At 68.2% G+C, this 12,814-nt stretch carries 9 protein-coding genes; 3 read left to right on the top strand and 6 right to left on the bottom strand.

Features of this window, described 5'->3' with window-relative positions:
• The first annotated feature begins 47 nt into the window (after positions 1-47).
• The 3 genes from SB816_RS07700 to SB816_RS07690 all read left to right on the top strand — a co-directional run bounded on the left by SB816_RS07700 (position 48) and on the right by SB816_RS07690 (position 4,297).
• Entirely contained in the window at positions 48-1,757 is a 1,710-nt protein-coding gene (locus SB816_RS07700) for a ShlB/FhaC/HecB family hemolysin secretion/activation protein (RefSeq protein ID WP_064524287.1), read from the top strand.
• A gap of 358 nt (positions 1,758-2,115) precedes the next feature.
• Positions 2,116-3,729: a collagen-like triple helix repeat-containing protein gene (locus tag SB816_RS07695; RefSeq protein ID WP_064524285.1), complete on the top strand. Its 1,614-nt coding sequence runs from the start codon at positions 2,116-2,118 to the stop codon at positions 3,727-3,729.
• A 28-nt stretch (positions 3,730-3,757) separates the two neighbouring features.
• The gene (locus SB816_RS07690; RefSeq protein ID WP_054503036.1) at positions 3,758-4,297 is read left to right on the top strand and encodes a MarR family winged helix-turn-helix transcriptional regulator; all 540 of its coding nucleotides are present in this window, start codon (positions 3,758-3,760) and stop codon (positions 4,295-4,297) included.
• Between the two features lie 57 nt (positions 4,298-4,354).
• Here SB816_RS07690 and SB816_RS07685 read toward each other — a convergent pair whose 3' ends face one another.
• The 6 genes from SB816_RS07685 to SB816_RS07660 form a co-directional block, all read right to left on the bottom strand.
• Complete coding sequence (locus tag SB816_RS07685; RefSeq protein ID WP_410546735.1) at positions 4,355-6,049, bottom strand: ABC transporter ATP-binding protein; 1,695 nt, start codon at positions 6,047-6,049, stop codon at positions 4,355-4,357.
• Positions 6,046-7,554, bottom strand: coding sequence for an ABC transporter permease (locus SB816_RS07680; RefSeq protein ID WP_144654728.1), 1,509 nt, complete (start codon positions 7,552-7,554; stop codon positions 6,046-6,048). Before SB816_RS07680 ends, SB816_RS07685 begins: the two co-directional genes overlap by 4 nt.
• Before the next feature lie 5 nt (positions 7,555-7,559).
• Positions 7,560-8,537, bottom strand: coding sequence for an ABC transporter permease (locus SB816_RS07675; RefSeq protein WP_054503038.1), 978 nt, complete (start codon positions 8,535-8,537; stop codon positions 7,560-7,562).
• Positions 8,534-10,771: an ABC transporter substrate-binding protein gene (locus tag SB816_RS07670; RefSeq protein WP_144654727.1), complete on the bottom strand. Its 2,238-nt coding sequence runs from the start codon at positions 10,769-10,771 to the stop codon at positions 8,534-8,536. The genes SB816_RS07675 and SB816_RS07670 overlap by 4 nt, the downstream gene beginning before the upstream one ends.
• Before the next feature lie 151 nt (positions 10,772-10,922).
• Positions 10,923-11,591, bottom strand: coding sequence for a thermonuclease family protein (locus SB816_RS07665; protein WP_054503040.1), 669 nt, complete (start codon positions 11,589-11,591; stop codon positions 10,923-10,925).
• Between the two features lie 102 nt (positions 11,592-11,693).
• The gene (locus tag SB816_RS07660) at positions 11,694-12,704 is read right to left on the bottom strand and encodes a magnesium and cobalt transport protein CorA (RefSeq protein WP_054503041.1); all 1,011 of its coding nucleotides are present in this window, start codon (positions 12,702-12,704) and stop codon (positions 11,694-11,696) included.
• Between the last annotated feature and the right edge of the window lie 110 nt (positions 12,705-12,814).

Below are 12,814 nucleotides of genomic sequence, written 5' to 3'. Positions count from 1 at the left end.
GGATGTTCTGTTTAAACGGTGCCAGCGGCAAAGAGAGACAACCAGGCATGAGACGCACGCTTCCCGCAGGTCCGCTTTCCCTCGCCCTTATCTGCACCCTCGCCACCGTCGGCACGGCACGCGCCGACGGCCCGCTACGCGGCAACCCCGTGGACGCGCTGCCGCAGATCGAACGCCCGCCCAGCGCCACCCAGCCGCCGCCGGTGGTCCAGGCCCCCACTCCCGAACAACTGGCCCTGCAGGCCAGGCTCGCGCAGCGCATCGTGCCCCGGCATTTCGACGTCACCGGCGTGCACGCCATGCCGTTCGAGGAAGTCTCCGCCCTGCTGGCGCCGCTGTCCGGCAAGGAGATCAGCCTGGGCGAACTGGTGCAGCAGGTCGACAAGATCACCCAGTTGTACCGCGACCGCGGCTATCCGCTGTCGTTCGCGCTGGTGCAGAACCAGACCTTCGCCAACGGGCTGGTGGTGGTGACCGTGGTCGAAGGCTATATCGGCACGGTGCGCATCGAGGGCGATATCGGCAATGCCCAGGACCGCCTGGAATCGCTGGCCGAGCCGCTGAAGGAGGAGAAGCCGCTCAGGCAGGCCACGCTGGAACGCGTGCTGAACCTGATGCGCACGGTGCCGGGGGTGAAGTTCACGCCGTCGCTCGACCTGCCACGACGCGCCGACGGCGCCACCGAACTGGTGCTGGCGGCCTCGCGCCAGCCGGTCAGCCTGACAGGCGGGGTGGCGGACCTGGGCACCGGCATGCAGCCGCTGGTGAACATGGCCACCAACAGCCTCACGCCGCTGGGCGAACAGGTCAAGCTGACGGCGTCGGTGCCGTTCAACACCGACGACGTCAAATACATTTCCGGCGAGGTCCGCGTGCCGTTGGGCAACGACGGGCTGGCGGTCAAGATCGACGGCTACCACTACGACGCGCGTCCCAAGGACGAGGCGATCGAATACCTGGGCTTCAACCGCCGGGTCAAGAACGACCGCATCGGCATCGGCGTCAGCTATCCGTTCCTGCTGAACAATACGCGCTCGCTGACCGGCACGCTCGGCGTCTACGCGGCCAACTCGAAGGACCGCTACGAGGCCAAGAACTCCGACCGCTGGCTGCAGCAGGACGCCCAGGTGCGGGCCGCCAACCTCGAGATGCGCTATATCCAGGTGTCCGAATCCAAGACCACCGACGTGACGCTGGCCGTGGCCAGGGGCTTCACCGGCGCCGGGGCGAAGAAAGAGATCAACACCAACTACGGCTATTCGGCGGTGCCGATCCTGGACCTGGACTTCACCCGCTACAACCTCAATGCCAAGCAGACCTTCGCGCTGCCGGCGCGATTCGGCCTGACCCTGTCGGGCGCCGCCCAGTACTCGAGCAATATCCTGCCCTCGTCGGAACAGGTGTCTTACGGCAGTTGGCGGTATGCGATGGGTTATCCGCAAGGCGAGCAAAGCGGCGACAAGGGCGTGGGTGTTTCCGCCGAAGTTAATCGCCAATTCGGCATCGGCTGGCAGTACCTGTCCAACGTGCAGCCTTATGCGCTGATCGACTATGCCCGCACCTGGTACAACAATTCGAGCCTGCAACAGCTCAACCAGCGGCACCTGTCGTCGGTGGCGCTGGGGCTGCGCTTTACCGATGACAAGTACTACCTGTTTGATTTCAACGTGGCCAAGCCAATCGGCTCGGCCACCATAAACAATGGCCGCGACGTGCGTTTCAACGCCAACTACTCGTTGTATTACGACGCGTTCTAGCACGGCCTGCCGGCGGCCGCGCCGCGAGTCCGCCAAGGCGCCGCGCCTGTTTCGACAGGCGCTTTTTTTGCCTGTTCCATACACCACGTTACGTAACGCGGCCCGTAACGTAACGGCCCAGGCAGGCCCCGGACGTAACATTCGCAGGTGGCGCGTGATCGTAAATATGGGGGATTCCCAATATTGGTACAAACCCTCTATTTTAAATATAAGTTATTGATTTAAAAGGATTTTTAACAAGCTAAAAACGACCTGAACGCATACCGGAAGCGTGTTTGAAAAATATTGGCATGGTTTATGCATGTAGGGATGTATCGGGCAGTTTCGACGCCTGACACTTCCCCCACAGGAGCTCGCCATGAATGCCAAGATTGACACGCAGCGCGTACATCGTATTCTGACCTCCACCGTTATGGCGGCCGCTCTGATGAGCGCGCTGGCCGCTTGCGGCGGCGGTGGTGGTAGCCACAAGAGTTCTGCCAGCCTGCCTGGCACGGATAATCCCAGCAACCCTGGCGGTCCGGGCAATCCCGGCAATCCCGGCGGTCCGAACGAACCCAATAATCCCAACAACCCGGTCACCACCGGTTTGCTGCAAACCACGCTGGGTAATACCGGCAATGCGGTTGACAATACCCTGCCCTTGAATCTGGGCACCACCCTGGGCGGTGTCGGCCAGGCGCTCGACCCCACCATCAAGCCGGTCGCCGACACGGTCGTCGGCCTGACCCAAGAGGTTGGCGCCGCCACCGGCCTGGGAAAGCCTGTCGACGGCACCGTCAAACAAGTGGGCGGCCTGGTCGAAGGCCTGGGCACCACGGTCAAGGGCACCGGCCTGCCGGGAGGCCTGAGCGCCGGCGTCGGCGGCCTGGTGGAAGGCCTGGGCAAGACAGTCGCCAGCACGGGCGGCCTGCTCAATGCCGATCCCAAGAATCCGCAGCCGTTGACCACGGTGCTGGGCAATGCCACCAACGCGGTGGGCGCGCTGACCGCGGGCCTGTCCGGCTCCGGCGGCCTGCTGAACCCCGTCAACCAATTGGTCGGCGGCGTTACCGGCGGCGTGCTGGGCGGTCCCTCCAAACCGCTGCTCGAACCCGCGCTGGGTAATGTCGGCAAGACCGTCGACAACGTGCTGCCGCTCGGCCTGCAGCCGGCCCTCGGCGGCATCGGCAAGGCGCTCGACCCGACGGCCAGCCCCCTGGCGGGCACGGTGGTCGGCCTGACGCAGCAAGTCGGCGCCACCACCAACCTGGGCGCGCCGGTCGCCGGCCTGCTCAACACGCTGGGCGGCACGGTCAGCAATCTGGGCACGCAACTGCCTGGCGGCAACGTGGCCGGCCTGAACGGCGTGCTGCAAGGCCTGGGCGGCGCCGTCAGCAGCGCGGGCGGACTGTTGAACGCCACGCCGGGCAACACCAACCCGCTCGGCAACACGCTGGCCAATGCCACCGGCGCGGTCGCCTCCCTGACCGGCGGCCTGGGCCTGGGCGGCGCGGTCGGCGGCAACAACGGCGGCCTGCTCAGCCCGATCACCGGGATCCTGGGCGGTGTGACCGGCGGCGCGGCTGGCGGCAACGGCGGCCTGCTGGCCCCGGTGACCGGCCTGCTGGGCGGCGTGACGGGCAACCTGGGCGGCGCCACGGGCGGCGCGGCCAACGGCGGCTTGCTGGGCGGGCTGCTCGGCGGCGTGACCGGCGGGGTGACCGCTGGCGCGGGCGGCACGGCTGGCGGCGCCGCGGGCGCCAACGGCGGCCTGCTGGGCGGCTTGCTCGGCGGCCTGACCGGCGGCAGCGCCTCGGCCGGCGCCAGTGCCGGAGCGGGCGCGGGCGCCTCGGGTTCGGCCAACAACGGCGGTCTGCTGGGCGGCTTGCTGGGCGGGGTGACGGCCGGCGTCAGCGGCAGCGCGAGCACCGGCGGCAACAACGGCGGTCTGCTGGGCGGGCTGCTCGGCGGCCTGACGGCCAAGAAGTGATCAACCGGATCCGTGAGGGAGCGACGCCATGCTGCAACAAGAAACCTTCGTTCACCACGAGCATGTGACCGTGATGCCTGAATCCCGCAACAACGATCTGCGTCCCGGAATGCTTGACGACATCGCCCTGATGCTGGGCCGACAGTTCGCCGTGTACAACGCGGCCTGCCAATCGGCCCTGGCGGAGAAAATGGGTATCCCCCTGGCGGATCTGAAAGCGCTGGAGCTGGTGATGGAGTTCGATGCCCTGCCCACCGGCCAACTGGCCCAGTTGATGGGCATCAGCTCCGGCGGCGCCACCGCCCTGATCAACCGCCTGGAAGCGGCAGGCTATGTCCAGCGGGGCCGCCATCCGCTGGATCGCCGCATGATCGTGATCCGGCCGGTGGAGGAGCAGTGCCAGCAACTGGCCCAGGAACGCCAGTGGGTGGCCGAGGCGGTGGTGTTGATGGCCCGGCGCTACAACGCCGGCGAACTGGAAGTGGTGCATGCTTTCCTGGCGCAATGCGTGCGCGCCCTGAGGCACGACACCCTGGTCTGGCTCGAGACCCGCAACGCCCACGACTGAGGCGCTTTGACCCGCGCATGCCGCGCCCCGATCCGCCACAGGATCGGGGCGCGGTTTTCATTGGGGCGCGCCGAATTGCAGCCGCGGCACCGCGTCGAGCAGCCGGCGCGTCATGTCCTGGCGCGGCGCGTGCAGCACCGCGTCGGCCTCGCCCAGTTCGACGATGCGGCCGCCGTCCATCACCGCGATGCGATCCGCCAGGTACTCGACCACGCCGAAGTTGTGCGTGATGAACAGGTAGGCGATGCCGAGCTCGTCCTGCAACTCGCGCAGCAGGTCCAGGATCTGCGCCTGCACCGATACGTCCAGCGCCGAGGTCGGCTCGTCGCAGATCAGCACCTTGGGCTCGACCGCCAACGCGCGCGCAATGGCGATGCGCTGGCGCTGGCCGCCCGAGAACTCGTGCGGATAGCGCGCCAGCGTGTTGGCCGGCAGGCCGACGCGCTCGACCAGCCGGACGGCGCGGTCGCGGCGCTCCTGCGCGCCCATGCCGCGGCGCAGCGATTCCAGGCCCTCGTCGAGAATGTCGCCGACCCGCATGCGCGGGTCGAGCGAGGCGTACGGATCCTGGAACACGATCTGGATGTCCTGCCGCAGGCGCTGCAGCCGGGCCCGGTCGGCGGTCAGCAGATCCTGTCCCTGCAGCATCGCGCGCCCCGAAATGCGGGCCCCGTCGATCAGGCGCAGCAGCGCCTTGCCGGTGGTGGTCTTGCCGCAACCGGATTCGCCCAACAGCGCCAGGGTTTCGCCCGCGCGCAGGCTGAAGGTCACGCCGTCGACGGCCTTGACCCACGCGGCCACCCGCCGCAGGGGGCCCTTGCGCACCGGGTAGTGCACCTTCAGGTCCTGCACGTCCAGCACCACGCCGGGCTCGCGCGGCCCGCGCCTGGCGCCTTCCGCGCCCTGGGCGGCGCGGCCGGCCTCGCTCAGCGGCGCGCCGCGCTTCTCGAAAGTGGGAATGGCGTCGAACAACTGACGCGCGTACGGGTGCTTGGGCGCGCGGAAGAATTCCTCGGCGCTGGCGCTTTCGACGATCTCGCCGCCGCGCATCAGGGCCACGTGGTGGGCGACGTTGCGCACCACCGCCAGGTCATGGGTGATGAGCAGCACCGCCATGCCGATCTCGCGCTGGATGTCGGCCAGCAGGTCCAGCACCTGCGCCTGCACCGTGACGTCGAGCGCGGTGGTGGGTTCGTCGGCGATCAGCAGCAAGGGTTCCGCCGCCAGCGCGATGGCGATCATGACGCGCTGCTTCTGGCCGCCGGAGAACTGGAACGGGTAATCGTCCACACGCCGCTCGGGTTCGGGAATGCCGACCCGCCGCAGCCAGTCGATGGCGCGGGCGCGGGCCGCGGCGCCGCGCAGCGGCGTGTGCGCCACCAGCGTCTCGATGATCTGGTCGCCGACCCGCATGACCGGGTTCAGGCTGGTGGACGGTTCCTGGAAGATGATGCCGATGCGGCCGCCGCGCACGCCGCGCATGGCGCTTTCGGGCAGGCGGTTGAGGTCTTCGCCATCCAGGTCGATCTGGCCGCCGACGATGCGCCCGGCATCCGGCAGCAGGCGCAGCAGCGCCAGCGCGGTCATGCTCTTGCCGCAGCCGGACTCGCCCACCAGGGCGAAGGTCTCGCGCTGCGAAATCGCCAGTTGCAGGCGCTTGACCGCGTGCGTGATGCCGCTGTCGCCGGCAATGTCCACGTCCAGGCCCTGCACGGCCAGCAGGGGCGAGTCCTGGCGGATGTCCTGGCTCATGGCGTGTCTCCCGGCTTGGCCGCGCGGGCATCGGCCGCCAGCGCGGCGCCCGGACGGCGGCCGAACCAGCCCATGCCGGGCACGCGGCCCGGCTTGTAGCGGCGGGTGCGCGGATCGAAGGCGTCGCGCACGGCATCGGCGAACAGGTTGGCGGCCAGCACCAGCGCCAGCATGAAGAGAAACGCGGTCATCAGGTTCCACCAGATCATGGGATCGCGCGACATTTCGAGGCGGGCGCCATCGATCATCGAGCCGAACGAATTCATGCTGGGATCGACGCCGATGCCCAGGTACGACAGCACCGCCTCGTACAGCACCAGCCCGGAGAATTCCAGCACCACGGTGATCAGCACCAGGTGTGCGACGTTGGGCAGCAGGTGGCGCGTCATGATGCGCCAGTGCGATACGCCGAAGGCGCGCGCGGCCTGCACGTATTCCAGCTCGCGCAGCTTGAGGGTCTCGGCGCGCAGCAGGCGGCACAGGCCGGCCCAGCCGGTGAAGCCGAGGATCATGCACAACAGGAACAGGCGCAGGTCGGCGCGCGCCGCCGAGGTGTCGAACAGGTCGGCGTGGTTGTCGATATAGACCTGCATCATCAAGGCGCAGGCGGCCACCAGCAGCACGCCCGGGATCGAGGTGATGGTGGTGTAGAGATACTGGATGGCGTCGTCCACCCTGCCCTTGAAATAGCCGGCCGCGATGCCGAAGATGATGGCCGGCGGCAGCATGGCGAGCGTGGTCAGGCTGCCGATGACGAGCGCGGTGCGGATGCTCTTGAGCGCCTGCCACAGCACGTCGTTGCCGATGCGGTCGGTGCCCAGGGCGTGGTAGCCGCTGGACAGCCCGGCCAGCGCCCCCGCCACCAGGCACAGCAGGGTGAAGGTGATGGCCATGGCGCGCCACGGCACCTCGGCGCGCCCGCCCAGAAGAGCCTCTGCCGCGGCCGATGCGCCGCCGCGCCGCGCCAGGCAGGCGAACAGCAGGCCGGCGCCGACCAACGACACGGCCAGCCCCGCCGCGAGCCCCAGGCCGAGGCGGTAAGAGACGTCGCCCAGGTGGTCACGATCAGGATCGGCCAGATGCGTGCCGGCCGCCCGCAGCCGCGGGAAGTCGCGCACCGGCTTGTCGTCGACCAGCAGGGTCTCCTTGGTGAACTGGCGCACCGCCAGCGGGCTGGAATAGGTCTTCTCGGGCTGGGTCAGCACGCTGCCGCCCAGCAGGCCGTCCAGCGCCGACTTGACCGCCGGCGCGTAGACCGGGGCGGCGTCGGCCGCCGCGCCCGGCGCGGGCGGCAACTGCGGCCGGTAGTGGATGGAATCGAGCAGGCCGACCAGCGCGAAGGCCGCCAGCACCACGGCCGAGCACATCGCCGGCGTGTCGCGCGCCACCCGCGCCCAGGTCGCGCGCAGGTTCGGGCTGCGCCGCACGTGCCAGGCATAGGCCAGCGCGCCCAGCACCATGAGCCACAGCGCAATGTCGGTCCAGAGGAATACGAACTTGGGCATGGCGGCTACTCGAAACGGACGCGGGGGTCAGCCAGCGTGTAGGAAATGTCGGCCAGGATCAGCCCCACGATGTACAGCGACGCCCCCAGGAACACCATGGCGCGCACGATGGAGAAATCCTGCGCGTTGATGGCGTCGATGGTGTAGCTGCCCAGGCCCGGGATGCCGAAGAACGACTCGGCGATCAGGCTGCCCATGAACAGCAGCGGCAAGGCGGCGACGGTGCTGGTCAGGATCGGCAGCATGGCATTGCGCAGCACGTGGCGCAGCAGCACCACGCGCTCGGCCAACCCCTTGGCGCGGGCGGTGCGCACGTAGTCCTTGCCGATCTCCTCCAGGAACAGGGTGCGGTAGAAGCGCGCCTCGGGCCCCAGGCGCGAGACGATCGCCACCAGCACCGGCAGGGCCAGGAACTTGACCATGTCCAGCCCGCCCTCGAAGCCGGAGAACGGCACCAGCCGCAGCAGCTTGGCGAACATCCACTGGCCGGCGATGATGTAGAACAGGCTGGAGATCGACAGCAATATCACGCACAGCACCACGCCCCAGAAATCCAGCCGGGTGGCGCGGAAATACACCAGCGTCAATGAAAACACGATGCTGGCGAACAGCCCCAGGAAGAAGGTCGGCACCGCCAGCGCCAGGCTCGGGCCCATGCGGGTCTGGATCTCGCGGCCGATGTCGCGGCCGCCGTCTGACGCGCCGAAGTCCATCGCCAGGAGCGGCACCGAGCGCTGGTAGAACACCGTGTCGGTCAGTTGCGCCGCGCCCTTGGCCCCGGCGTTGTAGAACAGCGGCTTGTCGTAGCCGTGCTCGACCTTCCATTTCTCGACGGCGTCCTGGCTGATGCGCTGCCCGCCGATGGCCAGGCGCGCCATGTCGTCGGGCGTGTTGACGGCGAAGAACAGGATGAAGGTGAAGAGGTTCACGCCGATCAGAATCAGCACGCCGTACAGCAGCCGGCGGATGACGTAGCCGATCATGATTGATGCTCCTTGCGGGAAGCCTGGGCGAAGGCGGTCTGCCGCTCGCGCCGCTTGAGCGCCACGTAGGACGGCCAGATCGCCAGCGCGATCAGCAGCGCGAACAGGCCCACCGGCCACCAGATGGGGGAATTCCACTCGTCGATCTTGCGTTCGCGCAGGACCGGGTCGATCTTCATGTACTGCAGCGTGTTGCGCACCATCTGGGTGGGCTTGGCGTTGCCGACCCACTGCTGGTAGGCGCCGCCCGACATCGGGAAGTAGCCGAACATCCACGGCGCGTCGCGCTGCACGATGGCGACCATGCGCTGGATCAGGGCTTCCTTTTCGGGGCCGTCGTCCAGGAATTTCATCTGCTCGAACAGCTTGTCGTATTCGGGGCTATCGTAGTTGGCGGCGTTCTCGCCGCCGCCCTTGGCCTTGGCGTTGGGGCCGTACAGCAGGAACAGGAAGTTCTCGGCGTCGGGATAGTCGGCGTTCCAGCCCCACAGGAAGATCTGCGCCGACCCGCGCCGCATCTTGTCCTGGAAGCGGTTGTAGTCGGTCGAGCGCACGTCCATCTGCACGCCGAGCTTGGCCATCTGCCGCCGCATCCAGTCGAACTGCGGGTTGGAACCGCCGCCCGTCATGGAGTCGTAGTAGAGCACCAGCGGCGCGCCGGTGACGGCATTGCGGCCGTCTGGGTAGCCGGCCTCGGCCAGCAGCTTGCGCGCCACCTCGATCGGCTTGCGCACCGGCTTGCCATCGACCAGGTCGTAGACCACCGGATTCACGCCCTCGGGCGGTTCGCGGTAGCCCAGCACGCCGGGCGGCACCGGGCCGTAGGCCACCGAGGCCTGGCTGTTCTCGAACACCGCCACGTATTCTTCCCAGTCGAAGGCGATGCTGATGGCCTGGCGCAGCTTGCGGTTCTTCTCGGCCTGCTCGGGCGTGTCGCCCTTGCCCACCACCGGATCGAGCCAGTTGAAGCCCATGTACCAGTTGGCGGTCTCGACCGTGGTGGGCAGGCGGATGCCGTGTTCGGCGTACTTGCGCGCCTTGTCCTGGCTGTCTCCGGCGGCCACCAGCATGGCCACGCCGTATTCGCCGCGCTCGATCTGCGGCAGGTCGTAGTAGCCCTGCATGAATTTGCCGGTCAGCGGAATGGCTTCCTTCTCGACGCTGAAGACGGCGCGGTCGATGAACGGCGTGGGCTTGCCGCAATCGGCCAGCAGGCCGGCGGCGCGATCGCCCGGCTCGCCCTCGCAGGGATAGGGCTCGCCGTGGAAGTTGGGATTGCGCGCCAGCACGTGGCGGCGGTTCTGCTGCGACTCGGCCAGCATGTAGGGACCGGTGCCGACCGGCCAGGTGTTGAGCGACAGGTCGTGCTCGGCCATGCCGGGCTGGTTGTAGAAACGGTCTGCCTCCCAGGGCACGGGCGCGGTGAAGGTCATGGCCAGCCAGTACTTGAACTGCGGGTACTTGCCGTTGACGCGGATGCGCAGCGTGTGCGGGTCGAGCGCCTGCACGCCGGTGAAGCCGTCGGCCTCGCGCAGGTCCAGCCACGAGGCGCCGGCGCCGCCCGGCAGGTCGCGGCGCAGCGCCTTGTCGCGCTCGCGCAGGCGGTCGCCATATTCCTTGAGGCCGCTGACGTATTCGGCCATCAGCGAATAGATCGGCGACACCACGCGCGGGCTGGCCAGGCGGCGGAAGGCGTATACGTAATCGTCGGCGGTGAGTTCGCGGGTGCCGGTGCGCGGGAAATCGGGAATGGCGTATTTGTCGGCCAGTTCCTCGGGCGCGATCGGGAAGTAATCGTAGCTGCCGTCGGTCTTGCGGGCGAAGGCCGGATGCGGCGCGAAACGCATGCCGGGCTTGATCTTGATGTCGTAGATGCTCTGGGCGATCTGCTCGCCCGGCGCGTCGGCCGGCAGTTCGCGGCCTTGCGCGTCGAGATAGACCGGCGGATCGATCGAGGCCGCGGCGCGCGGGATCAGTTCATACGGCCGCTTGAGGTAGTGATAGCCGTACAGCGTCTCATAGATGTTGTAGGTATATGGGGTTTCGTCGGTGGAATAAGAGCTGGCCGGGTCGAGGTACTTGGGCGAGCGCTTGACGAAGGCGGAATACAGCGTGTTCTGGCCCTCGGCGCCGGCCGGATAGGGGCTGTTGATGGGACTGCCTTCCCGGGAGCAGCCCGCCAACGCCAGCAACAGCATCATGGCCGCCGCCCAGAGCCGCATCAAAGCACGCATGGAAACCTTTCCTTCTATTCAGTGCGACAGAGGATAGCAAAGGTGCATCCGCCCCAGTACCCTGGCATCCCCCTAGGGAACTTGCGGACATGCCTTCACGCACACACCAGGACGGATTACCCCGCCGGCGGGCAGCGCCGGCCCGCGGCAATCACCCGCACTGGCGCTGGCGCCAGCAGTCGTAGCGCCACTTCCAGGGCTGCATCGGCTCCTTGCCGGCCCACAGGCCGCGGCCGGCGGCCTTGGCCTGGCGCTGCAGGTCGGGCATGGCCTTGTCGTTCAGGTACTCGCCCTGGCGCGCGGTGTAGGCCCAGGCGTAGCCGGCCTCGACCTGCAGCCGGTTGGCCGAGCGGCCGTCTTCCAGGATCAGCGCGCAGACGTCGCGGCCATATTGGTCCTTCAGGTAGCACTGGGCGGTCAGGGTCTTGCCGGCCACCAGGCTGGCCAGGTGCTGGCGCGCGGCCTCGGCGTAGGGCTGGCCGGGCTGGTCGGCGCCGTGGCCCTCCTCGGGCGCGTCGATGCTGTCCATGCGGATGCGGCGCTGGCCGTCGGGCGCGCGCAACGTCACGGTATCGCCGTCGGCCACGTTGACGATCATGCCGGTCAGGGTGTAGCTGCCAGCGGGGACGCCGCCGGCCGACGCCGCGCCGGACTTGCCGGATGCCGCCGGCGCGCTGGCGCCGGGCCGTTCGGCCGGACGCTCGCCGCCGTGGCGGGACGGTTGCAGCCAGTTGACGATGGCGCCCGCCGCCGCCAGGATCAAGGCGACCACGAGGGCGGTCAGCTTGCTGCCGCCGCGAAAGGGAGAATTGCCGCGCACGGGCCGGGCTCCAGGGGGGAAAACGCAGGCAGTTTGCCACAGCCGCGCCCGCGCCGCGCGGCAAAGTGCGTCGCCGCCGTCACGCTCCCGGCGCGCGTCGCGCTACAGCCAGCCCGACTTGCGGAAACGCCAGTACAGGAACGAACAGACCGACGCGATCACGCCCAGCGTGACCGGATAGCCGAACGGCGATTCCAGCTCGGGCATGAACTTGAAGTTCATGCCATAGATGCCGGCAATGGCCGTGGGCACCGCCAGGATGGCGGCCCAGGAGGCCAGCTTGCGGGTGGTGTCGTTCTGCGCCGCCTGGCCGATCATCAGGCTGGCTTCGAACGCGAAGGCCAGCGACTCGCGCAGTGAGTTGAACAGTTCGTCGACCCGCAGCACGCGGTCGGCCACCTCGCCGAAATATGGGCGCGCGTGTTCATCGACCGCCGACATCTCGACCCGCGCCAGGCGGCGGCAGATCTCGGCCAGCGGCGACACCACGGTGTGGATGCGCAGGAGGTCGCGGCGCTGGCGGTACAGCCTGCGGATGTCGGAGTCCTTGGCGCCGCGGATCAGCAGCTTCTGCTCGGCGCCCTCGACCACCGACTCGATCTTGCCGGCCGCCACCACGTAGCGGTCCACCAGCCAGTCCAGCAGTTCGGAGGCGACGTAGTCGCTGCCGCGCTTGAGCAGGTCGGGCGAGGACTCCAGCCGTTCGCGCAAGGGGCTGTGGCCGGCGGTGGCGCCGCGCCGCACCGTGACCAGAAAGCCCTCGCCGATCAGGAACTGGGTTTCGCCGAAGATGGGCCGCTCGGCCTCGACCTCGACGGTGATGACGACGATCAGCACCATATTGCCGTAGTCGATGATCTTGGGCCGGCGGTGCGACTCCAGCATCTCTTCCTGGTTCTTGTCGCAGGCGCCCAGTTGGTTGACGACGTCGGCCAGCCGTTCGGGGCTGGGATTGCGCAGGCCGATCCACACCATGCCGTGCCTGGGATCGACGTGCTTGCCCACCTCCTCGATGGGCACCTCGTGGTCGCGCCGGCCATTCACATAGGCGATGGAGGCCACGACTTCGCCCTGGGGCGGCGCGGCGACGGCGGCGGTTGCTTCGGTAGACATAGACATCCTTTGGCGATGCGAGCCCTGCGGGTGCAGCGTATATCCAGCGTATCGGCCGATGATAGCCCACCGGCGCCGCCGCGCGGCGGCGTCCGCGCGGGGTGCGCGCC

The organism is Achromobacter sp. SIMBA_011, assembly GCF_046535435.1.
Lineage (GTDB): Bacteria > Pseudomonadota > Gammaproteobacteria > Burkholderiales > Burkholderiaceae_B > Achromobacter > Achromobacter dolens.
The sequence above is the reverse complement of the archived record's forward strand: the minus strand, read 5'-3'. Positions and strand labels throughout refer to the sequence as shown.

Excerpts from the sequence above, each read along its gene's own strand:
- SB816_RS07690 (WP_054503036.1), top strand. The coding sequence starts at position 3,758 with ATGCTGCAACAAGAAACCTTCGTTCACCACGAGCATGTGACCGTGATG.
- SB816_RS07680 (WP_144654728.1), bottom strand. The coding sequence starts at position 7,554 with ATGCCCAAGTTCGTATTCCTCTGGACCGACATTGCGCTGTGGCTCATG.
- SB816_RS07685 (WP_410546735.1), bottom strand. The coding sequence starts at position 6,049 with ATGAGCCAGGACATCCGCCAGGACTCGCCCCTGCTGGCCGTGCAGGGC.
- SB816_RS07670 (WP_144654727.1), bottom strand. The coding sequence starts at position 10,771 with ATGCGTGCTTTGATGCGGCTCTGGGCGGCGGCCATGATGCTGTTGCTG.
- SB816_RS07700 (WP_064524287.1), top strand. The coding sequence starts at position 48 with ATGAGACGCACGCTTCCCGCAGGTCCGCTTTCCCTCGCCCTTATCTGC.
- SB816_RS07695 (WP_064524285.1), top strand. The coding sequence starts at position 2,116 with ATGAATGCCAAGATTGACACGCAGCGCGTACATCGTATTCTGACCTCC.
- SB816_RS07675 (WP_054503038.1), bottom strand. The coding sequence starts at position 8,537 with ATGATCGGCTACGTCATCCGCCGGCTGCTGTACGGCGTGCTGATTCTG.
- SB816_RS07660 (WP_054503041.1), bottom strand. The coding sequence starts at position 12,704 with ATGTCTACCGAAGCAACCGCCGCCGTCGCCGCGCCGCCCCAGGGCGAA.